This is a genomic window from Archangium primigenium (assembly GCF_016904885.1).
In the GTDB taxonomy this organism is placed as follows: Bacteria; Myxococcota; Myxococcia; order Myxococcales; family Myxococcaceae; genus Cystobacter; species Cystobacter primigenius.
Map to the genome: position 1 here is coordinate 1670139 of NZ_JADWYI010000001.1, position 26040 is coordinate 1696178.

General features: G+C 72.5%; 21 protein-coding genes. 5 read left to right on the plus strand and 16 right to left on the minus strand.

Going from position 1 to position 26040, the window contains the following annotated elements:
* The first annotated feature begins 45 nt into the window (after nt 1–45).
* A complete protein-coding gene (locus I3V78_RS07185; protein ID WP_204485570.1) occupies nt 46–2856 on the plus strand; it encodes a TIGR02266 family protein in 2811 nt (936 codons plus the stop codon).
* A gap of 6 nt (nt 2857–2862) precedes the next feature.
* Here I3V78_RS07185 and I3V78_RS07190 read toward each other — a convergent pair whose 3' ends face one another.
* On the minus strand, nt 2863–3807 hold the full coding sequence (locus I3V78_RS07190) for a GlxA family transcriptional regulator (RefSeq protein WP_204485571.1): 945 nt from the start codon (nt 3805–3807) through the stop codon (nt 2863–2865).
* Between the two features lie 87 nt (nt 3808–3894).
* Between I3V78_RS07190 and I3V78_RS07195 the strand changes: the two genes are divergently transcribed.
* Nucleotides 3895–4596 carry a DJ-1/PfpI family protein gene (locus I3V78_RS07195; RefSeq protein WP_204485572.1) on the plus strand — a complete coding sequence of 234 codons (702 nt, stop codon included), beginning with the start codon at nt 3895–3897 and terminating at the stop codon, nt 4594–4596.
* 10 nt (nt 4597–4606) lie between these two features.
* Here the strand turns inward: I3V78_RS07195 and I3V78_RS07200 are convergent, their stop codons facing one another.
* Entirely contained in the window at nt 4607–6031 is a 1425-nt protein-coding gene (locus I3V78_RS07200) for a DHA2 family efflux MFS transporter permease subunit (protein WP_338023483.1), read from the minus strand.
* Nucleotides 6032–6447: 416 nt separating this feature from the next.
* Between I3V78_RS07200 and I3V78_RS07205 the strand changes: the two genes are divergently transcribed.
* Nucleotides 6448–7497, plus strand: a complete 1050-nt coding sequence (locus tag I3V78_RS07205; RefSeq protein WP_204485573.1) for a glycosyltransferase family 4 protein — start codon at nt 6448–6450, stop codon at nt 7495–7497.
* Between the two features lie 9 nt (nt 7498–7506).
* Here the strand turns inward: I3V78_RS07205 and I3V78_RS07210 are convergent, their stop codons facing one another.
* The 11 genes from I3V78_RS07210 to I3V78_RS07260 form a co-directional block, all read right to left on the minus strand.
* Nucleotides 7507–9219 carry a Kelch repeat-containing protein gene (locus I3V78_RS07210; protein WP_204485574.1) on the minus strand — a complete coding sequence of 571 codons (1713 nt, stop codon included), beginning with the start codon at nt 9217–9219 and terminating at the stop codon, nt 7507–7509.
* A gap of 57 nt (nt 9220–9276) precedes the next feature.
* Nucleotides 9277–10188 carry an HTTM domain-containing protein gene (locus tag I3V78_RS07215; protein ID WP_204485575.1) on the minus strand — a complete coding sequence of 304 codons (912 nt, stop codon included), beginning with the start codon at nt 10186–10188 and terminating at the stop codon, nt 9277–9279.
* On the minus strand, nt 10185–10700 hold the full coding sequence (locus tag I3V78_RS07220; RefSeq protein WP_204485576.1) for a hypothetical protein: 516 nt from the start codon (nt 10698–10700) through the stop codon (nt 10185–10187). The genes I3V78_RS07215 and I3V78_RS07220 overlap by 4 nt, the downstream gene beginning before the upstream one ends.
* A gap of 94 nt (nt 10701–10794) precedes the next feature.
* Nucleotides 10795–11076: a hypothetical protein gene (locus I3V78_RS07225; RefSeq protein WP_204485577.1), complete on the minus strand. Its 282-nt coding sequence runs from the start codon at nt 11074–11076 to the stop codon at nt 10795–10797.
* Nucleotides 11077–11250: 174 nt separating this feature from the next.
* On the minus strand, nt 11251–12567 hold the full coding sequence (locus I3V78_RS07230) for an adenylosuccinate synthetase (RefSeq protein WP_204485578.1): 1317 nt from the start codon (nt 12565–12567) through the stop codon (nt 11251–11253).
* A complete protein-coding gene (locus tag I3V78_RS07235; RefSeq protein WP_204485579.1) occupies nt 12564–13535 on the minus strand; it encodes a VWA domain-containing protein in 972 nt (323 codons plus the stop codon). The genes I3V78_RS07230 and I3V78_RS07235 overlap by 4 nt, the downstream gene beginning before the upstream one ends.
* A 34-nt stretch (nt 13536–13569) precedes the next feature.
* Nucleotides 13570–14598, minus strand: a complete 1029-nt coding sequence (locus I3V78_RS07240; protein WP_204485580.1) for a serine/threonine-protein kinase — start codon at nt 14596–14598, stop codon at nt 13570–13572.
* Nucleotides 14599–14652: 54 nt separating this feature from the next.
* Nucleotides 14653–15351 carry a hypothetical protein gene (locus I3V78_RS07245; protein WP_204485581.1) on the minus strand — a complete coding sequence of 233 codons (699 nt, stop codon included), beginning with the start codon at nt 15349–15351 and terminating at the stop codon, nt 14653–14655.
* Between the two features lie 75 nt (nt 15352–15426).
* Nucleotides 15427–17166, minus strand: coding sequence for a peptidase MA family metallohydrolase (locus tag I3V78_RS07250; protein ID WP_204485582.1), 1740 nt, complete (start codon nt 17164–17166; stop codon nt 15427–15429).
* Nucleotides 17166–20312: a DUF4175 family protein gene (locus tag I3V78_RS07255; RefSeq protein WP_204485583.1), complete on the minus strand. Its 3147-nt coding sequence runs from the start codon at nt 20310–20312 to the stop codon at nt 17166–17168. The genes I3V78_RS07250 and I3V78_RS07255 overlap by 1 nt, the downstream gene beginning before the upstream one ends.
* Before the next feature lie 148 nt (nt 20313–20460).
* Entirely contained in the window at nt 20461–21018 is a 558-nt protein-coding gene (locus I3V78_RS07260; protein WP_239576333.1) for a MarR family winged helix-turn-helix transcriptional regulator, read from the minus strand.
* A gap of 246 nt (nt 21019–21264) precedes the next feature.
* Between I3V78_RS07260 and I3V78_RS07265 the strand changes: the two genes are divergently transcribed.
* Nucleotides 21265–21990, plus strand: a complete 726-nt coding sequence (locus tag I3V78_RS07265; protein WP_239576334.1) for a class I SAM-dependent methyltransferase — start codon at nt 21265–21267, stop codon at nt 21988–21990.
* Here I3V78_RS07265 and I3V78_RS07270 read toward each other — a convergent pair.
* Entirely contained in the window at nt 21987–22769 is a 783-nt protein-coding gene (locus I3V78_RS07270) for a hypothetical protein (protein WP_204485585.1), read from the minus strand. The two genes, I3V78_RS07265 and I3V78_RS07270, sit on opposite strands and share 4 nt — an antisense overlap.
* A gap of 225 nt (nt 22770–22994) precedes the next feature.
* Between I3V78_RS07270 and I3V78_RS07275 the strand changes: the two genes are divergently transcribed.
* Entirely contained in the window at nt 22995–24059 is a 1065-nt protein-coding gene (locus I3V78_RS07275; protein WP_204485586.1) for a hypothetical protein, read from the plus strand.
* A gap of 66 nt (nt 24060–24125) precedes the next feature.
* On the opposite strand, the gene I3V78_RS07280 is transcribed toward I3V78_RS07275, so the two are convergent.
* Both I3V78_RS07280 and cysW read right to left on the minus strand, forming a co-directional pair.
* Nucleotides 24126–25187 (minus strand): sulfate/molybdate ABC transporter ATP-binding protein, encoded by a 1062-nt coding sequence (locus I3V78_RS07280; RefSeq protein ID WP_204485587.1) that lies wholly within the window; start codon nt 25185–25187, stop codon nt 24126–24128.
* A complete protein-coding gene (gene cysW / locus I3V78_RS07285) occupies nt 25184–26038 on the minus strand; it encodes a sulfate ABC transporter permease subunit CysW (RefSeq protein WP_204485588.1) in 855 nt (284 codons plus the stop codon). Before cysW ends, I3V78_RS07280 begins: the two co-directional genes overlap by 4 nt.
* Between the last annotated feature and the right edge of the window lie 2 nt (nt 26039–26040).

The following is a 26040-nucleotide window of genomic DNA, read 5'->3' on the forward strand; positions in this document are numbered from 1 at the left end:
GCGGAAACACTTGAGCGAGGCGGTCGGACCCGCGACAGTCCGAGGATGGATCAGGGTCGGCGCAACGCGGAACGCAAGGCCGTGGGCCTGTTGGTGAAGCTCAAGCACACGAGCGTCGTCAGCTTCATCCAGGAGTACGCCGTCAACATCAGCCCCGGGGGCATGTTCATCCGCTCGCGCGAGCCCCAGCCGGTGGGCACGCCGGTGCGCTTCGAGGTGCGCATCGCCGATGGCCAGCGGATGCTCAAGGGCTCGGCGGTGGTGCGCTGGACGCGGCCCGTGGAGGACGTGACGGGTCCCGCGGGCATGGGCATCCAGTTCACCGAGCTGGACACGGCCTCGGAGTCCATCGTCGAGCGGATGCTCACGCACAAGAGCACCGTCATCGCCCAGCGCGCGGCGCCCCCCGCCGTCGCGGCCCCCTCCTCGACGAAGCTGCCCTCCGTGGCGCCCGTCGTGGCGCCCGTGGCCCCCATCGTTCCGCCCGTGCCCCCGCGCGCCTCCGCCGTCCACATCCCCGCGGTGGCGCCCGCGCTGACGCCCGCGCCCAAGCCGGCCGCCGCCGCGCCGCCGCCCCGGCCGGCCGCGCCCGTGGCGCCGCCGCCCCAGCCGCCCCCGCCGCCGCGCCCGACCAGCGCCGTCGACATCTCGCTCGACGAATTGCTCGCCTTCACGCCCGTGCCCGCCGCCGCGGCCGAGGCCGATCCCTTCGACCTCGGTCCGGACGACGAGTACTCGCCCCAGGGGCCCAAGGACTTCGGCCTGACGGACCTCTCGGCGGCGGCCACGCCGGTGCCCGCGGCCCCCGCCCCGGTGGCGCCGCCCGCGCCGGCCCCGGCGCCCGCGCAGCGCGGCAGCGCGGTGGAGCTGGAGCTGGACTCCTCCGAGGACGACGAGCCCCTGGAGTTCGCCCGGCCCGTGGCGGGACATCAGCCCTCGCGGCCCGTGGCGAAGAAGCCCGCGCCGGCCCCGCCGCCCCCCGCGCCCGTGGCCCGGCCCACCGTGTCCACCCCGGTGGTCGTGCCCCCCGCGGCCCGGCCCACCGCGTCCACCCCGGCCGTCGCGCCCCCGCCCGCGGCCCGGCCCACCGTGTCGACTCCGGCGGTCGCGCCCACGCTCGCCCCGGCGAAGCCCGCCGCCCTGCCGCCCGAGCCCAAGACGTCCCCGGGCCAGGTGCGCACCGTCTTCCTCACGCCGCCCACGGGCGACATCGAGGGCAAGGGGCCCGTCATCGGCGTGGACCTGGGCACCTCCAACTCGTGCGTGGCGGTGATGGCCAACAACAAGCCCATCGTCCTGCGCTCGCGCGAGGGCTACAACACCATCCCCTCGGTGGTGTCGCTCTCCTCGCAGGGCAAGCTGCTGGTGAGCCACCGCGCCAAGAGCCAGGTGCTCTTGCGCCCCGAGCAGACCATCTACGGCGCCAAGCGGCTCGTGGGCCGGCCCTTCGACAGCGCCGTGGTGAACCAGGTGCGCGAGCGCTTCCACTACGAGATCATGCCGGACGCGCGCGGGCGCGCCGCGGTGCGCATGGGCGAGCACGTGCTGTCCCTGGAGGAAGTCCAGGGCATCATCCTTCGCGAGTGCAAGGAGCTGGCCGAGCAGCACCTGGGCCAGAAGGTGGAGCGCGCGGTGGTGACGGTGCCCGCGTACTACTCCGAGCCGCAGCGCGAGGCGGTGCGCCGCGCCGGGTGGATGGCGGGCCTCAAGGTGGAGCGCATCCTCAACGAGCCCACCTCGGCGGCGCTCGCCTACGGCCTCAACCGGGACATGGCCAAGCGGGTGCTCGTTTATGACCTGGGCGGCGGTACCTTCGACGCCACGGTGCTGCGCATCGACAAGAACGTGTTCGAGGTCATGGCCACCGGCGGCGACATCTTCCTGGGCGGCATGGACTTCGACAACAAGCTCGTGGACCTGATGCTCGAGCGCTTCCTCAAGCAGGAGAAGGTCCACTTCCAGGGGGACCGTGTGGCGCTCTCGCGCGTGACGGACGCGGCCGAGCGCGCCAAGGTGGCGCTCAGCGAGTCCAACAGCTACGAGGTCCACATCCCCATGCTGATGATGGACGACGCGGGGCGCCCACGGGACCTGCACGTCACGCTCACGCGCGCGGAGATGGAAGCGGTGTGCATGCCCATGGTGCTGCGCACGCTGGACGTGGTGGGTGACGTGCTCCTGGACGCCAAGCTGCGCGTGGGGGACGTGGACGACATCCTGCTCGTGGGCGGCCAGAGCCGCATGCCGCTCGTGCGCGAGAAGCTCAAGGAGATGTTCGGCCGGGCCCCCCACGCGGGCGTCAACACCGACGAGGCCGTCGCCCTGGGCGCGGCGCTCTACTCGAGCGCGGTGGACCGCGTGAGCAGCGTGGTGCTCATCGACGTGCTGCCCATGACCATCGGCGTGGCCATGCCGGGCGGCGCCTTCACCCGCGTCATCGAGCGCAACACGCCCCTGCCCGCCCAGCGCTCCTTCGCCATCTCCACCACCCGCGACAACGAGGAGGTGATGGAGCTGTCCATCTTCCAGGGCGAGGACACGCACATCTCCGCCAACGAGTACCTGGGCACGGTACGGCTCGAGGGGCTGCCCAAGGGCCCCAAGGGCGCGGTGCGCGTGGCGGTGACGCTGCGGCTGGACTCCGAATGCGTGCTGCACGTCAACGCCCAGGAGTACTCGACGCGCAAGGAGATGAAGGCCACGCTCGCCACGCGCTACTCCCCCGAGGAGCTGCGCCACCGCCTGGGCGTGGCCAAGGACGCCGCCCAGGCCGCCGAGGAGCGCCGCGGTCAGGACCTCAAGGAGCGCTCGGGTCGCTTCTGGGGCTTCCTCAAGAAGGTCGTGGGCAAGGGGTAGCCGCTCTCAGAGCGCCGCCCCGCGCACGAGCCGCCGGAGCGCCTGGGGCGTCTGGCCGAACACCCGCGCGAAGGCCCGGCGCATGCGCTCGGCATCCCCGAAGCCCACCGCCTCGGCCACCTGCTCGATGGACTCGGAGCCCGCCTCCAGCCGTGCCCGGGCCGCCTCCGCGCGCAGCTGCTCGATGGCCTTGGCGGGCGTCTGCCCCGTCTCCGCCTGGAACTCCCGGGCGAACTGCCGCGTGCTCAGGCAGGCCACCTGGGCGAGCCTGTCCACGGACAAGGACTCGTGCAGGTGCTCGCGCGCGAACGTGAGCGTCTGGCGGATGCGGTCCGTGGCCGGCTCCAGCTCGAGCAGGGCGGAGAACTGGGACTGGCCTCCCGGACGGCGGTGGTAGACGACCAGGTCCCTCGCCCGCTCGCGCGAGGCCTCCAGGCCCAGGTCCTCCTCCACCATCGCGAGCGCCAGGTCGATGCCCGCGGAGACGCCCGCCGACGTCCAGATGGGGCCGTCCTGGATGAAGATGCGCTCGGCGTCCACGCGCACGCGCGGGTAGCACCGCTGCAATTCCGCGGCGAAGCGCCAGTGCGTGGTGGCCGCGCGGTCGTCGAGCAGCCCCGCTGCCGCCAGGATGCCCGCGCCCGAGCAGATGCTCGCCACCCGCCGCGAGTGGGCCGCCGCCTCGCGCACGAAGCTCAAGAACGTCAGGGACTCCATCGCCCAGCGCGTGCCCGGGCCCCCCACCACCACGAGCGTGTCGAACACGGGGGCGTCCCATGGCTCCGTCAGCACCGTCACGCCGGAGGAGCTCAGGACCGGCCCGCCGTGCAGGGACAGCATCCGGAGCCGGTACTCCGGCGTGTCCCAGGGGTCCTCGAACACGGCCACTGGCCCCGTGAAGTCGAGGATGTTGAACGCCGGGAAGAGGAGGAAGCCAATGTCTCGCGCCATGTCCGAAAACGAGGGATCTACGTCCTTTCGGACATGAGCCTGACAAGACACACTGCCTCCCGTCAAACCAGACACGGAGGTTCATCCATGGCCACGCAGCTCGACATTGTCTTCCTTCTCTACCCGGGAGTGTCGTTTCTGGACTTCATGGGGCCGCAGGCGGTGTTCGGCGCGCTGCCGGGCGCGCGGCAGATCTTCGCCTCCGTGGGCGGCCAGCCCATCCGCGAGGGCGCGCTGACGCTCCAGCCCCTGACGCGGCTGGAGGACGTGGAGCGGTGTGATGTGTTGTGCGTGCCGGGCGGGCCCATCGGGCCGGCGGTGGAGAACCCCGTCTTCATGGAGGGCGTGCGTCGACTGGCGTCCACGGCGCGCTTCGTCACCTCGGTGTGCACGGGCTCGCTCATCCTCGGGGCGGCGGGGCTGCTGCAGGGGCGGCGGGCGGCGTGTCACTGGGCGATGCGCGAGCAGCTCACGCACCTCGGCGCCATCCCCGACACGGGGCGCGTGGTGCGGGATGGGAACGTCCTGACGGGCGGCGGCGTCACGGCGGGCATCGACTTCGGCCTGACGCTCGCGGCGGAGCTGGCGGGCCCGGAGATGGCCCAGGCCATCCAGTTGATGATCGAGTACGCCCCGGCGCCTCCCTTCGCCATCCAGGTGCCCACGGTGGCGCGGGAAGCCCTCGCGCGGATGCCCTCGCTCCAGGGCGGGGAGATCACGTTCGACCCGGTGGCGGAGGAGGCGCTCGTGCGGCGCGCGGGCGAGGCCCTGCGCGCACCCAAGCGCTGAGTCCGACCGCTCAGGCCTCGCGGGGCGCGGGGCGGCGCCCGCCGATGGTGGCGCCCGCGTCCGGGGAGAGCCGGTGGAACAGGGGGCCGGACAGCGCCGTCACCACGCCCACCGCCAGGAAGGGCAGCATGAACTGCTGGGGCGTCATGGCGGTGCCCTCGGCGCTCCCACCGCGCGCCAGGTGCAGCATCAGGCCGCCGAAGCTGATGCCCACGCTCAGGGCCATCTGCTGCGTCACCACCGCGAGCGTGGAGGCGCCGCTGACGGTGGACGGGGGGATGTCCGCGTAGGCCACCGTGTTGAGGGCGGTGAACTGCAGGGAGCGCATGAAGCCGGCCGCGAGCAGCAGGAAGGCCATGAGCGCCACCGGCGTGCCCGGCCGGAAGAAGGCGGGCAGCGCCGTGACGCCCGCGGTGATGAAGTTGGACAGGATGAGCGTGGAGCGGAAGCCGAAGCGGCGGATGACGCCGGGCGCCACGGGCTTGCACGCCATGGCGCCCAGGCCCGTGGCGATGGTGATGAGGCCCGTCTCGAATGGCCCCCACCCGAGCGCCATCTGGAAGAGCAGGGGCAGCAGGAAGGGCGTGGCGCCCAGGCCCAGGCGCACCACCGTGCCGCCCACGAGGCTCGCCCGGTACGTGTCCACGCGCAAGAGCCGCAGGTCGAGCACCGGCCGCGGGTGGCGCAGCGCGTGGCGCACGTACGCGCCGAACATCCCCAGGGCGAACAGCGCCGTGCCCACCTGCACGCCGAGCGGCACCAGGCCCACGCCGGCGATCTCCGCGGTGCCCACCAGCGCGGTGATGCCCACGGCCACCAAAAGGAAGCCCTTGAGGTCGAAGCGGCCCGGGTCCGGCTGGTGCAGCGGCGGCACGAAGCGCATCACCGCGAGGATGCCCAGCACGCCCACCGGCACGTTGACGAAGAAGATCCACGGCCAGCTGGCGATGCCCAGGATGAAGCCGGCCAGGGGCGGGCCCACCAGCGGGCCCACCAGCGCGGGCATGGTGAACCAGCTCATCGCCGACACGAGCCGCTCGCGCGGCGCGGCGCTCACCACGATGAGCCGACCCACCGGCACCATGAGCGCCCCACCCGCGCCCTGCACCATGCGGAACACCACGAGCTGGGCGAGTGACTGGGAGAAGCCGCAGAGCACCGAGCCCACCAGGAACACGACCATCGCGGTGAGGAACACGCGCCGGGGGCCGAAGCGGTCGGCGATCCACCCGCTCGCGGGCGCCACCACCGCCAGGGCCAGGATATAGGAGGTGAGCGCGAGCTTGAGGTGCACCGGATCGCTGCCGAACGCCGTGGCCAGCGAGGGCAGCGCGGTGGACAGCGCCGTGGAGTCGACGAACTCCATGAACAGGGCGCTCGCCACGGCGATGGAGGCCAGGCGCGTGCCCCGCTCGGAGACAGGGGGCGCGTCCACGGCGGGTTCGGGCGGAGGTGTCACGGGGAAGTTATGCCCCCCGTGCCTCCCGCTGTCATCCCCGGGCGCACCCCGCGTCTCCGCGTCGCGCGACCCGGGGTGATGAGCCCGGTCAGTTGCGCTTGGTGGACCCGCCCGTCCGCCCGTCCTTCAGCGAACGTCTCGGGGCGCCCTCCTCCTTCCGGGCAGTGGCACTGCCGCCAGGCACGAGACGTTCACGGCCCGGGAAGGGAGACCGGAGGCGGGGGTCGCGCCCCCGAGCCCGGTGCTTACTGTTTTTGCGTTGTTGGAGCCTTCCCCCCGGTGGGCTCCACGCCCGGTCCTGACCGGGCTTCCCGAGGGAGGAGGAAATGCCCGTGACATCCCTTGCTCAGCGCCCACGTGCTCGCACGCTTGCTCCGGTGCAGCGGGTCCTGATGACCGCCTCGCCACTGGGTGGGGTGTGGACGTACGCCCTGGAGCTCAGCCGGGCGCTCGTCGAGCGCGGGGTCCGTGTGGAGCTCGCGACATTGGGGGCGCCCTTGTCCGTCGCGCAATGGATGGAGGTGCGCGAGATTCCCGGGCTGGGGTTGCACGAGAGCCAGGACCGCGCCGAGTCCCTCGACGAGGAGACGTGGTTGTTGGAGCTGGAGGCGCGGCTGTCTCCCGACATCGTCCACCTCAACGACCACACCCTGGGCGCGCTCGCCTGGCGGGCGCCGTCGCTGGCGGTGCTGCACACCTGCCCGCTCGTCTGGTGGGAGGGCGTGAAGGGGAGCCGGGCGCCCGAGCGCTACACGCTCTACCAGCACGAGGCGGCCCGGGGCCTGCGCGGCGCGGACTGCGTGGTGGCGCCCACCACGGCGATGCTCGCCGCGGCCGAGCGGTGGCATGGCCACTTCGCCTCCGCCCGGGTCATCCCCCACGCGCGGCGCGCGGAGTGCTTCCTGCCGGATGCCAAGGAGTCCTTCGTGCTCGCCGCGGGCCGGGAGTGGGACGAGGCCGGCAACCTGGCGGTGCTTGAGGCCATCGCGCCCGGGCTGCCCTTTCCCGTGCGGGTCGCGGGGGAGCTGTCGCGCGGCTCGGCCCTGAACGCGCTCGGGGCCCTGCGGCCGTGGGAGCTCGCGGCGTGGATGGGCCGGGCGGCCGTCTACGCCATGCCCGCGCGCTACGAGCCCTTTGGCCTGTCCGCCCTGGAGGCGGCGCTGGCCGGCTGCGCGCTGGTGCTCGGCGACATCCCGAGCCTGCGCGAGGTGTGGGGCGACGCCGCGCTCTTCGTCCACCCGGACGACGCGGAGGGGCTCGCCCGTGCCCTGCGCTGGTTGATGGACCATCCGGCCGAGCGCGAGTGCCGGGCGGGCCGGGCGCGCGCCCGGGCCCTGTCCTTCACGCCGCGCCGCATGGTGGACGCCTACCTGGACGCGTACACCGCGCTCAGCGTGCGGCCCCATGCGACGTGGACGGCCGAGGCGCTCCACGCGCCGTGAGCCGGGGGCTCAGGGGCGCGGCGCCTGTTCGTAGAGCTCCGGCGTGTCCGAGGTCGAGTTCCTCCCGTTGTTGCCCATCACGAGCACCCGGCCATCGAGGAGCGGCGTCATCGTGAAGTCGTCGCGCCCGGAGTTCATGGGGACGGTGGGGCTCCACTGCCCCGTGGCCGGGTCGTAGAGCTCCGCCGTCTTGAGGGCGTCCGGGGTGTTGCCCCCCGCGACGAGCACCACGCCCGTGGACAGCCGGGCCGCCCGGTGCCTGGCGCGAGGCGTGCTCAGCGCTCCCTCCAGCCGCCAGGCGTCCGCGGCCGGCTCGTAGCGCTCCACCAGCGTCCCGCCGCGCTCGCCGCCCGTGACGAGCACCGAGCCATCGAAGAGCGACGTCGCCGTGAGGTAGGCGCGGGCCTCGCGGAGGTCGGCCGCGTCGCGGAAGGTGTCCGTGACCGGGTCGTACACCTCCGTGACGCTCAAGTAGTCCTGGAGGCCGACGGCGCCGCCCGTGACGAGCACCGTGCCGTCGGGCAGCGGCGCCGCGGCGTGCGCGCGGCGACGCGAGCCCGGCGGGGTGCCCGCCTTGCTCCAGGTGCCCGTGGCCGGGCTGTACACCTCCGACGTGCTCGACCCCCCCTCCACGCCCTCGAGGAACACCCGGCCATCGCGCAGCGGCGTCAGCGTATGCCCGCGGCGCGGGTAGTGCGTGGAGCCCGTGGGACTCCAGGTGCCCGTGGCCGGGTCATACAGCTCCGCGGACCGCTCGATGGTGCCATGGGTCGCCCATCCGCCCACGACGAGCACCCGGCCATCGGCGAGCCGGACCGCCTCATGCGTGGCGCGCGCGAAGCGCAAGGAGCCCGTGGCGCTCCAGGTGCCCGTGGCCGGGTCATACAGCTCCGCGGACGCCAGGTAGCGGTCCTGCGGGGAGGTGGCGCCCTGGCGGTAGCCGCCGGCGACGAGCACCTGGCCCGTGGCCAGCAGCGTCGCGGTGTGGTTGTCGCGGGCGGTGAGCAGCGTGCCCGTGGGCGTCCACCTTCCCGGGCCGCACGTCGGCAGGCCCGCCACCGGGAAGCTCCGGGTGGCCGTGGCGCCGAAGAAGTTGGTGACGGTGACGAGGACGCTCGGCGTCGCGGTCGTGGCGACGCACGCGGGCGCCGTCCAGGTGAACGTGTTCCGGGTCCTGTCCTCGCTCACCTCGCCCACGTTGGCCGTCCAGGAGAGGGCGAGCGGCGTGGCCAGGGGGTCTCGCGCCTCCACCTCGAAGGTGAGCGTCTGGCCCGGCTCGGCCGTGGGGCTCGACTGGCTGGCGCGGGTGATCTCCGGAATCGGGTGTCCCCCCCGGTCCCGCAGGGGGATGGGCTTGGTCTGCGTGCCGCGGGCGGGGAAGGTGAAGTGCTCGTCGTCGCTCTCGTAATGCAGCACGTGGGCGGCATCGAAGCCCTGGGCGACCACGGTGTAGGCGCCGAGGGCGGGCAGGCCCACGAGCTCCTCCGTCCAGCCCTCGGGCGTGGCGGTCAGGTCGAGCACGCGGGGCGCCTGGCCCTCGGAGAAGAGGGTGGCGGTGACGCGCGTGATGTATCCCGGGGGCGTCGGGGGGAGCGTGGCCATCAGTTGCACCGTTCCGGGACCGGCGTCCTCGGGGGGCGGCCGCGGGGGCGGGGGCGTGTCACAGCCCGCGAGAAAGACCAGGACGACGGCGAGACCTGCGTGAGCGGCGATCCGGGACATGCCCTGTCCCCCCCTGTGAAGGCGCTCACACGGCCTGGGCGCGCGACGGACTGTAGGTCAGACCCGTTGGCGCGCGCGAGCGAAATGCCGGGGCGCCGCTCCGAGCGCCTCCCAGCCGAAGGCGGCGAAGGTGAGCACCGCCATGATGCCGCTGAACAGCCACAGCCCCATGAACAGCGCGATGCCCGCGTGCAGGCCCAGGGTGAGCAGCACCCAGAACAGCCGCGTCTGGCGGGGCCAGATGAACACGCCATACCCCACCTCGACGAGCAGCGTTCCCCAGCTCGCCGCCATGGACACCCACGGCTGGTGCGCCAGCCACGTGAGATCGAAGCGGAAGAACTGGGGTTGCATCACCGCGTCCCAGACGGCCGTGCCCTGCTGCCACGTCGCGCCCAGCGCCTTCTCCACGCCCGAGGAGACGTAGACCAGACACAGGTGCAACTGCAGCACGCGCAGGCCCAGGGTGGCCATGGCCGAGGGCGCGTCCGAGGTCCGACCCGCTCTCACGTCCAGCGCGAAGGCCGCGCCCACGGGCAGGACCACGCAATAGAAGAGGCTGATGTGGGCGAAGACCTCCACGCCGTAGATGAACAGGGGCGCGCTGTTCATCAACACCGCGTGGAGGAGCCAGGCCAGCGTCGCCGCCGGCCGGGTGCGCCAGCCCACGAGCAGCGCCGCGAGCGCCAGCGCGTACGCGCAGCAGAGCGCCTGGATGCTCTCGCGCGCGTTGAGTCCCCAGGGCCGCGCGAGCGCCACCCAGGTCTCCACCCGGGGCATCCACGGCGAGGCCAGGGGCGCGGTGATGCTCCAGGGCGTCAGGCCCCGGTCCCCGAACAGCTCCTGGATGTGTCCGGCCAGGCTCCAGGCCTGCGCCAGGAGCACGAGCGACACGCCGATGCGGAACACGCCCAGGGGCCGGGGCGAGGACGGGGCCAGGAAGAACGCGACCAGCCGGGTGGCCTTCATGGCCGGACCGCCTGGGCGACGGACGCCGGACGGCGCTCGAACGAGGCCTGGTAGCGCTCGGCCCAGTGGGGGCGTTGCCCCTCGTGGTAGCGCGCCAGGGGGGGCAGCCGGAACTCCTCCATCCGCAGCGAGACGGAGCGGGCCGTGGCGTGCCGGCCAAACACCTTCGCGGCCCAGGCGCGCGCGATGTCGTCCTGGCCGCCCAGCAGATGGAAGTTCAAGGACAGGCAATACATGCGCACGTCCATCACGTCGTCCGCGGTGCGCAGCTCCTCGCGCACGCGCTCGCCGGACTCGAGCGTGGTCTCGAAGGTCACCCGCACCGAGGGGGTGATGTCCGGGGCGAAGAACTTGTACTGACGGTCGGCGCCGCTCCACTGGGCATAGAAGCGCAGCGGCCGTCCGGGATGGGGCACGTGCAGCACCGAGCAGAGCACCAGCAGCAGATGCACGAGCGCCGCTCCCACCGCGAGCACATGCCGCGGTGGCGGGAGGAGGGAAGTCGGATGCATGGAGGCTCCGGCTCACCCGGAAGCGCGGCGGGGGCCGCGCTCCCGGGGGCGGAAGAGGGCTCGGGGGTGGGGGTAAGGGAGGCGGCAGGGCGTGTCAGTTGCCCAGCAGGGGCAGGCTGCCCAGCAGGGGCAGGCCTCCCACCAGCGGCAGGCCGCCGCCCCCGCCACCGCCCAGCAGGGGCAGGTCCAGGTTGCCGCTGACGCCCTCGGCCGACGTCGTCTTGGAGACGAGCACCACTTCCTCGAGCGCCACGGCGTCGCCGGCCACGCGCGACTCGTCCGGCGAGTGGGCCAGCGCCACCGTGGCGCCAAGCACCGCGAGGAACGCCGCCGCCCGGAAACCCGCCGTCTGACGCTTCATGCTGTTGGTCTTCATCGCCATTGCTCCTTGGTGGTGAGGCGAGGAGCACTATGAACGAGACATCCCGGGATAACCTATCACCCTGGGATATGCGGTCTTTGTCTGCTTTCCCCGCGAAGCCCGAAGGGCAATATCCCTGTCTGCTATTGCACGGCCTCGCGGGTCGGGAAGGGTGTCATTCCGGAACACCTATGCGGGCATCCAGGGCGAGACATCATCCGCCCGTGGACCTCTGGCCACCCAGTCCACGCGCCGGCCGAGCAGCGACGCGACGTGGGCCAGCACGAGGTCCTCGCGGGGCGGGAGGGTGTCGAGGACGGGGGTGGCGGCGAGCAGCGCGCGGGTGAGCGCCTCCTGGTGCGCGAGCGAGGGCGCGGCGGCGGGCTCCAGGCGCGTGAGGGCCTGGTAGCGCGCGGCGGCCTTCCAGACGCGCAGCCGCGCGAGCAGGTCCACGTGGGTGAGCACGAGCGTGTCCACGCCGCCCACGACGTCCAGGGCGTAGCGGGCGAGGACGGCGTCGAACCAGCCGTAGCGCACGCCGCCCTGCCAGTCATTGCGCGTGTTGTGCTCGGAGATGAGCGACCGCAGCTCCGCGCTCTCGGTGGGCAGGGGCCCCGCGCCATGCCGCACCCCGTGGCAGCGCAGCACGCCCACGCGCCGCACCTCGGCCTCCACGCCGCTGTCCGCGAGCAGCGCCAGGGCGTTGTCCGGCGTGCAGCACGACCAGGTGGTGAAGGGGTGGAAGCCGCGCCATTCGTCGAGCAGCACGCCCTGGGCGCCCTCGAACACGGTGGCGGGCGTGTCCCTCATCCACGCGCCGAGCGTCGTGTCCGGGGCCACCAGCCCGAGCGCCGCCACGCGCGCCGTCCGCGCGAGCCAGGTGTCGATGACGCCCGGGTGCTCGAGCACGGCGCGCTCCTGGCGCACGGCCTCGGTGTCGGGCGGGGACAGGGCGCGCAGCTCGGCGTGCTTGCGCTCGCGGAGGCGCTGGAGCTTGAGCGCGAGGCGGGCGGGGGCGAGCAGGTCGCCCGCGTGGACGGTGTCCTCGGGAAAGGCGAGCGCGTCCTGGACCGTCTCGCCCACGCCCACTCCGCACGAGCCATGGCGGGCCTCGCCGCGCGCCAGCTCCCGCAGCCGGTTCATCGCCTGGTGGAAGGGGGTGATGACGCGTGCGCGCTCGCTCACGCGCAGCCGCTCGAAGATGTCGCCCACGCCCCGCGCGCGCAGCAGGTCCCCCTCCAGCAGCAGCGCGGTGGGGTGCAGCACGAAGGGGTGGGCGAGGAACGTGCGCACGCCGGGCACGAACGCGCCCGCGCCGAACTGGGCGAAGGTGTGGTGCTGGCCCTCGCGGGTGACGACGTTGTGGCCGGCCTGGGCGCCGCCGTTGTAGCGCACCACCAGGCCCGCCCCGTCGCGCCGCACGAGCCAGTCCGTCACCAGCCCCTTGCCCGCGTCCCCGAAGCCCAGGTCCACGACGATGGAGACGCGCCGGGCCCCCCGCGTCATTTGAAGAGCTGGACGATCCGCCCGAGCACGCCCTCGGGGGACTTGCCGCCCGTCATCGCCGGGCCCCCCGTGCGGCCCAGGGCCTCGGCCAGGGGCGTGAGCGCGCGCATGACCGAGCTCAGGTCGCCGTACTCCAGGCCCATGTCCTTGAAGACGCGGCCCAGCGCGTCCATGTCCGGCACCAGGCCCTCGTACAGGCACACGGCGCCCGCGCTCACGTAGCAGATGTCCTGGGGGTTGCTCATGCACAGCACGTGGTCACCCAACAGCTCGCGCCACCGCGCCTCGCAGTTCTCGCGGCGCTTCTGGTCCGGGATGACGAAGAAGGGCACGAACGTCTTCTGCAGCTCGGCGACGATCTCCTCGGCCGTCAGGTCCTGGTCCAACCGGTCCCCGATGAGGCTCTCCACCACGTGCTTGGACAGCGAGGGAAAGGGCAGCTCGTCCCCGGTGAGGAAGACGTAGCCCTTCTTCTGGCGCTTCTCCCAGCAGTCCATCGCCGTGTGCTGGGCGAGCGTGTAGAGCGCCAGCTCGTAGCTCTCGTGGTTGTTGCCGCCGCCCCGGCCCTCCAGGTAGCTCCAGGTGAGCCACTGGTCCATGAGCTGCGCGGTGGACTCGAACTGGCCCACCTGCAGCGGGGCCTGATCGCTCGTCGCGTCACCCACCGCCATGAAGAGCAGCTGGGGATCCTTCACGTGGCAGTCGGTGAGGATCTTCATGAACTTGGGCAGCATCTGCGTGGCCATGAGCTTGGGGATGGTGCCCATGGAGCCCGTCACGTCCAGCGCGAACACGATGCCCAGCGAGTTCGGGTGCTCCGCGCTGTCGCGCGCCTCGCGCAGGCGCAGCCCCTTGGGGTTCATCAGCGGATGGCACCCCGTCTGTTGAAACACCTCCTGGACGGGCTCCTTCGCGCGCTTCTGCACGATGGCGTCGTGCGCCTGGCTGCTGTAGTTGCCATACCCCATGGTCGCTGCTCCTGTGTGGGTCCGGCCCGTCGCCTCACGGCATGACGAGCGGCTGGAAGCTCGGGGGACCGAAGACCGCGCGGCCCACTTCACCAACCCGCTCGCGCAGTGTCCAGGCCAGGTCCCCCCCCTCCGAGGTGTATTCGCCCCGGGCCACCTGGCGCAGGAGCAGCGCCAGGGGCGCGGGCACGGCGCCGGGCACGCTCCCGCGCTCGGGGTCTCCTCCCAGCACGGCGACGAGGCAGCGGGCGCTCATGGCCACGTCGTCCTCGGGCCTTAGCCGCCGCGTGCCCGTGACGTCGCCCGGGTAGAAGTCGCGGTAGTACGGGTGGAAGGCGCGCAGGGGCTCGCCGAGGCGCTCCGCGCAGGAGAAGCCCACCAGCCGCACGCCGTGCTCCCCCGTCTGCACGAGCAGGTGGGGCGGCAGCACCGCCCCGTGGACATAGCCCGAGCGGTGAAGGAACGAGAGGGCCTCCAGGACGCGCCGCCACATCCACACGGACGTCTGGGGGGGCACGCCCGCGGGGTAGACGCGGCGCGCGTCCTCGAGCGTGCGCACGAAGCCGCCAGGCCAGCGCAGCACCAGGGCGTGCCGGCCCGCGTGGGGGCCCGCGCTCAGCTCCCCGCGCGTCACCGGCTGGGGCAGCAGCGCGGTGAAGGTGGGCGCGCCATCCGCCTGGCTGGCCTGGAGCGCGCGCAGCACCTCCCACTCGTGGTCGAGCAGGGGCAGGTGCGCGGGGTCGCGCAGCACCTTGATGAGCACGCGCTCGGTGGGCGTGCGGGCCCGCTCGGCGACGTAGACGTCCGTCATGCCGCCCTGGCCCACGCGCGGCCCCGGGGCCCAGTGGCTCGTGCCCAGCGTCCACCACTGCGTGTAGCCGTGCGTCGCCGGGTCGTTCCACTCCGCCCACGCCCGCTGGAAGCGCGAGGCGTGGACGGCCAGGGGATCCACCTGCACGGTGGTGCCGCAGTAGTCGCAGACGACCGAGGGGGCGAAGCGCCGGGGCGCGAGCGGCGCCTGGCACTGGGGACACTTCACCACTCTCTCGGTCGTCTGGAGCACGGGGCACCCTCCTCGGGGCGCGGAGGATACCAGGAGCGCTCCGCCCGCCGGGGCTCAGTCCAGGAAGAGCGTCACGCCGAGGCCGGGCTGCACGGTGCCGAGGGCGATCCCCTCCACGTCCGTGACGGTGGAGACGCCCACGGCCAGGGTGGTGTTGACGGAGAGCTGCGGGGCGATCCAGTACTCCAGGCCGCCGCCCACGGAGGCCCCGAGCAGCGTGACGCTCGTGCTGTTGTTGCCCGCGTAGCTGAGCGAGCCCTGGAGCGTGAAGTAGGGCCGCAGGGCCCGGCCCGCGCTCCCGCCGTAGACGTTGAGCCCCAGGCCCAGGGAGGCGCCCGTGGTGGGCGCCGCGGCGAGGGACGTGTAGAGGAAGCCGACGTCGACGTTGACGCCCACCGCGTCGGAGAAGAAGTAGCGCGCGCCCAGGCTGGAGCTGGTGGCCTGCTGCGTGTTCAGCCCGCCGCCGAGCAGGGAGGCCCGCAGGCCGTAGAGGCCCTCCCGGGGGCCTCCGGGCTGGGCGGACACGGGCGGGGCCGGGGGCGCGGGAGGCGCGGGCGGGGCCGGAGGCGCGGGCGGCGCGTCGGGGACGGCCTGCTCGGCGGCGCGGGCCTGCTCGGCGGCGCGCTCGGCCTCGGCGGCCTGCTGTTGGCGATAGGCGCCGACCTGCGCGGCGCGGCGCTGGGCGGCGCTGGGGCCCGAGGTGGCGCAGCCCGTCAGGCTCAGGGCGAGGAGGGCGACGAGGGACGAACGCATGAGGGGACTCCTTGGGGTAGAGGCGGCGCACATACCACCGCGCGCGCCCACCCAGCCAGGGGCCCCGACCGGGGTTCAGGGTCCGCCGTCGGTGCGCTTCGGGGCGGCGGCGGCGGGGGGCTTGCCCGCGGCGTCCTCCTGCTCGGCGGGCAGGGTGCCCTCGCCCACGAGCTGCGCGTCCTCGCTCAGGAAGTCGCGCGCCACCCGCTCCACGTCCTCGGGCTTGAGGCCGGTGAGCTTCGCGCTCGCCGTCTTGGCGCGGGCCACGAGCGCCGTCTCCCCGAGCGAGCCGTGGATGCGGGTGAGCGCCAGGTGGATCTCCGGATCGAACGGGTCCGCGGCGAGCGCCTCCAGGTAGGCCTGCTTCGCCTTGGGGTAGTCCTTGCGGTGCAGGAGGATGCGGCCCAGGTGCACGTTGGTGCTCGGCGAGCCCGGGTGCATGCGCAACGAGCCGCGCAGCACCCGCTCGGCCTCGTCCAGGCGCTTGAGCTCCAGGAGCGCGAGCGCGTACTTGTTGGACACGGACTCGTACTTGTCGCCCACGAGCTTGTGCGCCTTGGCGTACTCCTCGGCGGCGGCGCGGGTGCGGTTGCGCTCGCGCATGAGCTCGCCCAGGTGGGCGAACTTGCGCGCGGGCACCTCGCTCACCTCGGCGAAGTCCCCGAAGGAGATTTCCCGGCCCTTCTTCTTCTCGTCGGGCTTCTGGGCGTTCTCCTTGAGCACCACTTCCTCGGGCGGCAGGAGCTCCTGGGGGAAGGGCTGCTGCTTGACGTGGGCGAGCCAGTTCTTCTCGAACTGGGGGAAGCTCAGCGCGGTGGCGCCCTCCACGGCCTTCTTGTCCGTCTTGCCATCGCGCAGCCCGAGGATGATGTCGCGCAGGCCCTGGGTGCCGCGGGTGGTGTAGACGTAGTCGATGGCGAAGTAGACCTCGGCGAAGGCGGTGGCGGCGTCCTCGGCCGTGGGCAGCATGGCGATGGAGGGGTGCATCTTCTCGAAGGGGATGAGCTTGTCCTGCTTCACCCGCCGCCCGAGCAGGGCCAGCGTGGAGGGCGTCATGGCCAGGCCCGGCTTGCCGCGCCAGCGCGACTCCAGGTACTTGGCCAGGCCCTCGTGCAGCCAGATGGGCACGGTGTTGTGGCTCATCTTGCTGACGACCAGGTGGATGTACTCGTGCGCGAGCGTGTCCTGCCAGTCGTAGCCGCGCGCCACGGCCTTGGGGCTCGTCACCATGAGCTTGTTGAACTTGCAGATGGCGATGGTGCCGGTGGTTTGAATCTGCTGGTAGGTGAGGGTGCTCACCTTGGACAGCTCGCGCGCGTTGTTGACCACCTCCACGCGCACCTTGCCCGGCGGGCTGTAGCCCAGGTCCGCGGCGAGCGCGCGGTGGATGGACTCGAGCGTCTCCAGGGCATAGGGCACGAGCACCTCGTCCTTGCCCTTGGGGTAGTAGAAGACGAAGTGCTCGCTCTCCGCCTGGGCGTGATCCTTGACGATGCCGCGCGTGTCCTTGGCCAGGCGCAGGTAGCTGCCCGGCTTGTCCTCGATGCGCGCGGCCTCGAGCAGCTCCACCGCCTGGGGGTACTGACCTTCCTCGAAGGCCACCCGGCCCTGGTAGTACTTGAGCGGCTCGATGTCGTCGGGCACCTGGCCCTCGAGCGACTGCAGCTCCTGCCGCGCCGCGGCCACGTCCCAGCCGTCCAGGGCGGCCTCGGTGCGGGCCAGCCGCTCCTTCACCTCGGTCTTGGACAGCTCGGCCCACGCGCTCGGGGCCAACACGAGCGCGAGGGCGAGGAGGACTCTCGCGGGGGACGTCATCACTTCACCAACTCCTCGTAGTAGCGCTTCACCTGATCCCGGTACTTCTCCGGCGTGCCTTCCTTCATGGCGTCGAGCAGGTCCTTCCGGAACTCCTTGGGCGCCTGGTAGGCCTCCTCGTCGGGGATCTCCACCTTGTCGCGCGGGTCCTGGCCGTTGCCCTGGCCGCGGCCCATGCCCATGGGCAGCGGCAGGCCCTTGCCCTTGCCCTTGCCGCGCTGGCTCTCCTTCATCTGCTGCTGGAACTGCCGCAGCCCCTCGAGCGCCGCCTGCTGCTCGCCGTGGCCGCGGTTGGCGTCCTTGCCCTGCATGCGCTGGGCGGCCTCGCCCATGCGCCGGCCGATCTCCTCCATCTGCTCGCCGGCCTCCTGACCGAACAGGGGCGCCATCTGCTCCATCTCCTGCATCTGCTGGCGCAGGCCCTTGGCCTGCTGCTCCAGGCCCTCCTGCTCGCCGGCGAGCTGCTGCAGGCGCTGCTTGTCCTCGGGGCTGAGCTGCGAGCCGGGAGGCGGGAAGAGCGATTGGAGCTTGCGGTTGGCGTCCTCCACCTTGCGCGCGTCGTCCGCGAGCTGCTCGGCGAGCTTGGCGGACTGGCGGCGCACCTGGGGCGGGTTGCCGTACATCTCGTCCAGGGCGCGCTGCTGCTCGCCGTAGCTGGCCAGCTCCTGGGCCGCCTCGGAGGCGCGCTGGGTGGCCTCGGCCGCCAGGTCGAAGTCGTCCACGTTGAGCGCGTTGCGCGCGTTGTCCAGCTCCGCCTGGGCCTCCTCCAGCGGGCGCGAGGCGCGGCTGCTGAGCTGGTCCTCGCGCAGCGCCTGGTAGTTCTCGCGCACCTGCTCGAGCGTGCGCTGCAGCTCTTCCTTCATGGCCTGGCCGCGCTCGCTGAGCCGATCCTTGTTCTGCTTGCGCGCCTGGTCGCGGATGGCCTGGGTGGCGTCCGCCACGCGCTTCTGCTCCTGGGCCGTCTTCTCCAGCTCGCCCATGAACTGGCCGAACTTCTGCGCCAGCTCCGGGTACTGCTCGCCGCCGAACTCCTCCTGGGCGTCGTTGAGGCCGTTGAGCATGTCGTCCATCTGCATGGACAGCTCCTGCAGCTTGGCCAGGGCCTCGTCCGCCTTGCCCTCGCGCATGAGGCGCTCCACGTCATCCAGGGCGCTGGACATGTCCTGGTCCTTCATCATGTCCTGGAGCGCCTCGGCGTTGAGGTGCTCGTCGCGGATGCCCTGGCGCAGCTCGGCCATGCGCTGCATCAGCTCGTCGATGCGCGCGCGCATCTCCTGGATCTGCTGCATCACCTGCTCGCGCGTCTGCTCGTCGGGGCGGGCCTTGTAGTCCTCGATGAGGCGCGAGAGCTCGCGCCGCTCGTTGGCCAGCTGCTTGGCCAGCTCCTGCAGGGCCTCGAGCTTCTGCCGGTCCAGGAGCGACTCCAGGTAGAGCACGTCCTTTTCCAGCTCGTCGATCTCCTCGGTGACGAGCGCGCTCAGGCGCGCGCCGGTGCCGAAGTCGTTGCCGGTCTGGCGCAGCTGGGTGCGCAGGTAGACGCGGCGGAAGTCGGAGGTGGCGCGCACGCGCTGGCCCAGCTTGTCGGAGATGTTGGCCAGGGCGGTGACGAGCTCCACGGGCGTGTCGCGCTCGCGGCGCAGCTCCTGGACGAGCGCGCGCAGGTCGGTCACGAGCGCGAGGCCGCTGGTGTCCACGGCCTGGGCGCTGGTCACCTTCTGGGCGTCCTTGGTCTTGTCCCGGTCCGGCCCCTCGAGCCGGTCGGCGAGGTGGTCCACCATGCGGCCCCAGAGGGCCTCGGCCTTCTGCAGCGCGGCGCGCAGGTGCTCGGCGGCGCTGTAGATGCGCAGGACCTGGGTGCGGCTCACGCCCCGCTTGGGCCCCTCCACGGCGTCGTTGTCCCGGGCCTCGATGTAATAGGAGATGCGGTCGCCCGGCTGGACCTTGAGCGCGTCCAGGTTCCACGTGTGGGTGCCCTTGTCGCGCCGGCCGTCCTGCCGGGGCAGGGCGATGCGCGCCTCTTCCTTGGCGCCGGGCATCCGGTAGACGAGCGCGAGGGCGGACAGGCCGTAGTCGTCGCTGGCCTCGTACTTGAGCGTCACCTGCTGGCCCGGGTCCACCTCCAGCTCGGCGGCGGGGGTGAGCAGCTGCACCTGGGGCGCGGCGTCCTTCTCCACGTTGAGCGGCAGGTCCGGCCCGGTGGCGAGCACGGTGCGCGCGCCGCCGTAGAAGACGAAGTGGTAGCCGCCGGACTTCTTGGCCACGAAGGAGCCCGTCAGCTCGCGCCGGCCGGTGACGACGAGCGGCAGCGTCTCGCCATTGACGACGATCTCCGCGCGCTCCACCTCGCGGTCCGAGCGCGTCTTGAGCTGCACCTCGGTGCCGGCCGGCGCGCTCACCTCGCCGTTGGTGCCCGGCACGGTGCGCGGGGCCAGGCCCGTGTAGGCCGGGTAGCGGTACGTCAGCTCGACGTCGCCGGTGATGGGCTCGCGCACCTCGGCCTGGGCGGTGGGGTCGAGTGACTCGAGCGCCTGGGCGAAGCCCACGCGCCAGCGCGCGCCCGTGAGCGCGAGCAGCACGCCGAGCACGAGCACCCCGCCGCCCAGTCCGGCCGCCGTGCGCTTGAGGTGCCGGGCATCCACCACCGAGGCCACGTCCACGCGCTCGGCGCGCGCGTCCATCTGCCGCAGGAAGGCGTCCGTCAGGGCCTGGGAGTGGCCGTCGTGCGCCTCGCGCGGGGCCTCGCGCGCCAGCTCCACCGCGGCGAGCACGTCCAGGGACAGCGCGGGGTGCCGCTCGCCGATGAGCCGCGCCGTGCGCGCGTCATCCCCCACGGTGCGCAGCGACAGGCCCACGCCGAAGGCCACGGCCAGCAGCGCGCCCGCCACCGGCGCGAGCATCATCAACCAGCGGCCCGCCACGGGCGACACGAGGCCCGCGTAGCCCCCCGCCACGACGAGCACCAGCCCGAGCCCCACGCCCAGGAGCGCGCCGCGCAGCCACAATTGACGGCGCTGTCGCGCGCGCACCGCGCCGAGCAGTCGCTCCACCGCCCGGGTCCGGGGGGGAGGTCGGGGCTCGGCCGGGGACGGCGCGGGAGGCGACGGGGGAGGAAGCTCGGGACCTGGGGTCTGGGAGTCTAGGTTCACGCTGTCACGTCCGCTCGGTCGCGTGGCAACCCCCGACGGGGGCGCCTATTTCCCGATCTCTAGCAGGACCAGGGCCGTGACGTGTCTTCCCGTTCTCCAAGCGGGCGGGCGGCGCTCGCGCGTGTCCGCCGCTGGATGCTCGCGGTGTTCAGCGCGGCGTGCCGTCCGCCCCGTGCTCGTCCTTGGCCGCCTCGTCCTTGCCCAGGCTGGCGGTGGCCTGGGCGTACTCGGTCGTCGCGTCCGCGGCGCCCAGCTCCTCGGCCAGCGCGGTGAGGGCCTCCTGGGCGGCCTGCAACTGCGGGCGCGCCAGACGCGTGAGCACCCGCTCCACGGCCGACTCCACCGTGCCGCCCGCCGGCACGTCCATGCTCCGGCCCTGGTCCGTCAGGGCGAAGAGCGCCTTGCGCCCATCGAGCGGATCCGACTTGCGCTCGAGCAGGCCGCGCTTCTCCATGCGCTTGAGCACGCCGGTGAGGGTGCTCGGGTGCACGTGCATGATGCCCGCGAGCCGACCGGCCGTGATGCCCGGGAAGCGGCCCACCAGTCGCAGCACCAACCGTTGGGGCCCCGTCAGGCCGAGGGTGGACTCCATGCGCTTGGACGTGGACTGCAGTCCATGGTCCACCGCCCAGAGCAGGCGCATGAACTCCAGCACCTCGCCCAGCGGCGCCTTCTTGTCCTTATTCAGGTCGGAAGTTTCGCTCATGTCTTCGAGTGGCTTCATTTCTACAGTGTCCCCTGAATTCCGTTTCGCTGTCGCGTGTCTAGAATCTGGACGGTGGGTGGGTCCAGAAACCACCTGCTGAAAAGGCATCGAATTGGCGGGCGAGAGCCGTCGGCGCATAGGTTTGCGACGAGGACGGAACAATGGATCGTTGAGTTCCCTACTTTTTTAGCCTTGCCCGCGCGCCCGGCATGCCACGGGTGGAGCGCCAGCGCCAGGGGACGATGCATGGGCCGAGCGGAGGACGAGGAGGACCTGGCGGCGTACGACCTGCCGTGGCCCGCGCGGCTGGTGGTGCAGCTGTGGGCGCTGGTGCTGGGGCTCGTCACCCGGCTGACGGACGCGCTCCTGCTGCTGGGCCGGCCCGTGCTGGCGCGGCCCTACGTGGGGCTGTGGCTCGCCGAGCGCCTGCGCTCGCCCTACCGGGCCCGGCGCTCCTTCGAGGTGGTGCGCGCGCTCCAGGCCACGGGCCAGCGCATGCGCGAGCTCATCTACGGAGAGACGCCCCTGCTGTCGGCGCTCTGGGTGTTCCGGCGCGCCGGGGTGGGGCGGGCGAGCGTGGTGGTGGACCTGGGAGCGGGGCGGGGGCGGGTGCTGCTCGCGGCGCGCTGGCTCGGGGCGCGGGCGCGGGGCGTGGAGCTGCTCGCCGAGCACGTCACGCGCATGGCGCCGTGGCTCGCGCCCGTGGGCATCTCGCTGGTGGAGGGGGACGCGGCCCAGGCGGACGTGACGGACGCCACCCACGTCTTCCTGAACTGGTTGGCGCTCACGCCCCAGACGAAGGCGCGGCTCGTGGCGCGCCTGCGCACGTGCGCGCCCGGCACGCGGGTGCTCACGGTGCTCCACCCCATCGAGGACGGGGACTTCGTGCGCCTGTCGGGCCACACGGTGCTCTTCACCTGGGGCCTGGAGCGCGTGTGGATCCACGAGTACCGGCCCGCGGGCCCGGGCTAGTCCCGGAGCCCGAGCAGGAGCGTCCACGCGAGCAGCGAGCCCGCGGAGCACACGATGCCGGCGATGGCCTTGTTCCGGCCTCCGATGGGGGGCACGGCCGTGGGTGACACCCGCGCCAGGGCGAGGAGCGAGAACACGAGCGCGAAGGGGGCCACGGGCACGACGAGCACCCCCACCAGCGACAGCCAGAAGCCCGTGCGCGCCAGGGTGTTGCCGACATGTCGGCGCCAGAGCAGCCCGAGCGCCTCGTCGGACACGGGCTGCTGGAAGAAGAGGCGGCTGCGGGTGTCCACCAGGAGCGTGAGGCTCACCGTCAGGGGCACGAGCCCGAGCATCACCCCGCCCTCGTTCCGCTGGATGACGGTGAAGCCCAGGTTCACGAGCGCCAACAGGCACGGACCCCAGCGCGCGAAGGGCAGGCCCAGCCAGTAGCACAGGCCCAGGACGATGCCCGAGAGCGACAGCAGCGTCGCCGGGAACCCGGGGGGCTCGTGGGTCCCGGACCTTTGTCTGAGGAAGACGAACCAGGCCAGGGCGCCGAGCAGGAAGAACCACGCCCAGCCGTCGCGTCGGCCCCAGTACTTGCGCCGCATCGTCTCCAGGGAGTCCACCTCGGGCCGCGCGGCGCAGGTCTCGCAGTAGTCCACCCCATTCACGAGGCGGCGGTCCTCCTGGCAGATGAACGTGCCACAGCGCGCGCACGCGCCGAGCACGGCCCGCTCCGGATGACGCTCGCACCGGACGCGGCTCGACCCGGGCTCGCGGGAAATGGCATTCATGTGACGGGCTCCGGACGCGACCCTGGCCTGGGCGTCACAGGCGAGTGTACGCCCAGTCCTGGCCGCGTGTTTTCAAACCAGGAATCCATGTCGTGTCTGTCTTCTCCGCGCGAGGGTCGGCGAGCATGGGGGCGTCAACTTGCACCGTCTGGAGCGCGCCGGTATGGGTGGAGCCCGGCACCTCTCTCGCCAGTGGTGCTTCAACCTGACGCTGGAGGTTTCTCCGTGAGTTTCCTGCACAAGTCCCTTGGGATCCTGACCCTGGCCTCCTCCTTGATGGTGGGCTGCACCGACCGTGGCGCCGCTCCCGGCACGACGGACCCCGACTGTACGGGCGCTTGTGAGCCGGTGGCCGACGCGGGCACGCGCGATGGCGGCTCGGGCGACGGCGGCGGCACGCCGGGCGATGGCGGCACGGGCGACGGCGGCACGCAGACCGGCCCGCTCACGCTGACGGTCACCGAGGCGCGCCGGGCCGCCAAGGGCACCTGGGTGAAGGTCGTGGGCGCCGTCATCCAGACGGTGGACTACGAGAAGCAGGGCACCGGCGCGGACTGGTCGGCGAACTTCTACCTGGTGGATCCCGCCAATCCCAAGCAGGGCCTCTGGGTCTACAAGTTCTACCAGGACACGCCCACCCAGTACCGGGCCAAGGTCGGCGACAAGCTCGACATCGAGGGCTTCCTCCACGTGAAGGGCCCCTTCGAGCAGGTGGCCGCCTACCGGCCGCAGCTGGCGAGCAAGTACTACGTGGACGGCTCGCAGCAGCCGAAGATGGCGCTCACCAACATCGTCGCCAGCACGGCGCCCGTGGACAACGAGGTGTCGGTGGACACCGGCTTCGGTGACGCCAAGGGCGGCTCGGCGCGTCCCAACCCGGACTACGCCGGCTCGCGCGTGCACATCGCCGGCCCGCTCACCATCACCAACGCGAGCCCCAAGGCGCTCCAGCGCGTCTCGTCCAACCCGGACGACACCCGCTACTACGGCTTCGAGGTGACGGGCGGCATCCTCGTGCGCAACGCCGCCACCTTCGGCAAGTGCGACTACCGCCAGAAGGTGATCGACGGCGCCACGGTGACGTTCCCCGACGGCATCCGCGGCGTCTGGGACACCTACTCCTTCGCGGCGTGCGAGGACGGCGGCACCGCGTCCGACTGCCGCAAGAACGCCTCGGTGGTGCCCGGCACCGCCGGCGACGGGGGCACGGGGGACGGCGGCACCGGCAACATCTACACCTACGTCATCACCCCGCAGAACTGCGACACGGACCTCAAGGCCGCCGAGTAGTTCCCGCGCCGCGCCGCTCCTGGTCGCGCCTCCGGAGTGAAGTCCTCCCGGAGGCGCGGTGGAGCGTCAGATGGAGTAGTCGCCGAGGAACACCTTGGCCAGGCGCACGTCGGCGTGGACGCTGTCCCCCTCGACGACCCCCAGGTCGTCGAACTCGGCGCGGGGCACCTCCACGGACACCGCCTCCCCGGTGGGCAGCTTGAGCAGCACCTTCACGTAGCCGCCCACGGACTTGAGCCGCTCCACGCGGCTGGGCGTGGGCCCTTCCTCTCCCTGGGCGGGCTTGACGATCTTCACGTCGTGCGGGCGGATGAAGGCGTGCACCTTCTCGCCCTCGCGCGCGCTCTGGGGGGCCTCCACCACCAGCGAGCCCACCTCGGCCCGGCCCGAGTGCACCTGGCCGCGCAGCACGCTCGTGCCGCCCACGAAGGACGCCACGAAGGGCGAGGCCGGCCGGTCGTAGATCTCCTCGGGCGCGCCCGCCTGCGCCACGCGGCCCTCGCTCATCACCACCACGTGCTGGGAGATCTCCAGCGCCTCCGCCTGATCGTGCGTGACGAGCAGCGTGGTGACGCCCGTGCGCTCGTGCAGGGACTGCAGCCACTCGCGCAGCTCCAGGCGCACCCGGCTGTCGAGCGCGCCGAAGGGCTCGTCGAGCAGCAGGAGCCGGGGCCGGATGGCGAGCGCCCGCGCGAAGGCCACGCGCTGCTTCTGACCGCCGGACAGCTGCGCCGGGTAGCGCTCGCCCAGGGCCTCCAGTTGCACGAGCTGGAGCATCTCCTCCACGCGCTCGGCCACCTGGCGCCGGGGCAGCTTGCGCGTCTCCAGCCCGAAGGCCAGGTTCTGCCGCACCGTCATGTGCTTGAAGAGCGCGTAGCTCTGGAACACCACGCCGATGCCGCGCGCCTGCACGGGCACGTGCGTGCAGTCCACGCCCGCGATGCTCACGCGGCCCGCGTCCGGCAACTCCAGCCCGGCGATGAGGCGCAGCAGCGTGGATTTGCCCGCGCCCGAGGGGCCCAGCAGCGTGGTGATGGCGCCCGAGGGCGCGGTGAAGGACACGTCCGACACGGCGGGCGTGCCGCCCTGGGTGAACTGCTTGGTGAGGTGCTCGACGACGACACTCATGGGGCCTCGGCCCTCCACTCGACGTACTTCTTGACGGCCAGGGTGACGAGCGCGAGCACCGTGAGCAGCGACGCCACGGCGAAGGCCCCCGCGAGGTTGTACTCGTTGTAGAGGATCTCCGCGTGCAGGGGCAGGGTGTTGGTGACGCCGCGGATGTGGCCGGACACCACGGACACGGCGCCGAACTCCCCCATCGCCCGCGCGTTGCACAGGAGCACCCCGTAGAGCACGCCCCACTTCACCTTGGGCAGCGTCACGTGCCAGAAGACGCGCCAGCCCCCAGCACCGAGCGACAGCGCCGCCTCCTCCTCGTCCTGCCCTTGCGCCTGCATGACGGGCAGCACCTCGCGCGCCACGAACGGGAAGGTGACGAACACCGTGGCCAGCACGATGCCGGGCACGGCGAAGATGACCCGCAGGCCCCGCTCGGCCAGCCACGGTCCGAGCCAGCCCTGCCGCCCGAAGAGCAGCACGAAGATGAGGCCGGCGATGACGGGCGATACGCTGAAGGGCAGGTCGATGAGCGTGAGCAGCACGTCCCGCCCCCGGAAGCGGAAGTGGGCGATGAGCCACGCGGCCGCCAGGCCGAACACCAGGTTGAAGGGCACGGAGATGGCCGCCGCCAGCAGCGTGAGCCGCACCGCCGCCAGCGTCTCCGGCTCCTGGAGCGTGGCCAGGTAGGTGCCCACGCCCTTCTGCAGCGCGAAGGTGAACACCGCCACGAGCGGCACCACCAGGAACACGCCCAAAAAGAGCAGCGCCGCGCCGATGAGCGCCCCGCGCACGAGGGCGGGGCTCGCGAGCGCGCGCCGCACGGGCGCGGGGCGGGGGACGTGGGTGACCGGATGCATGG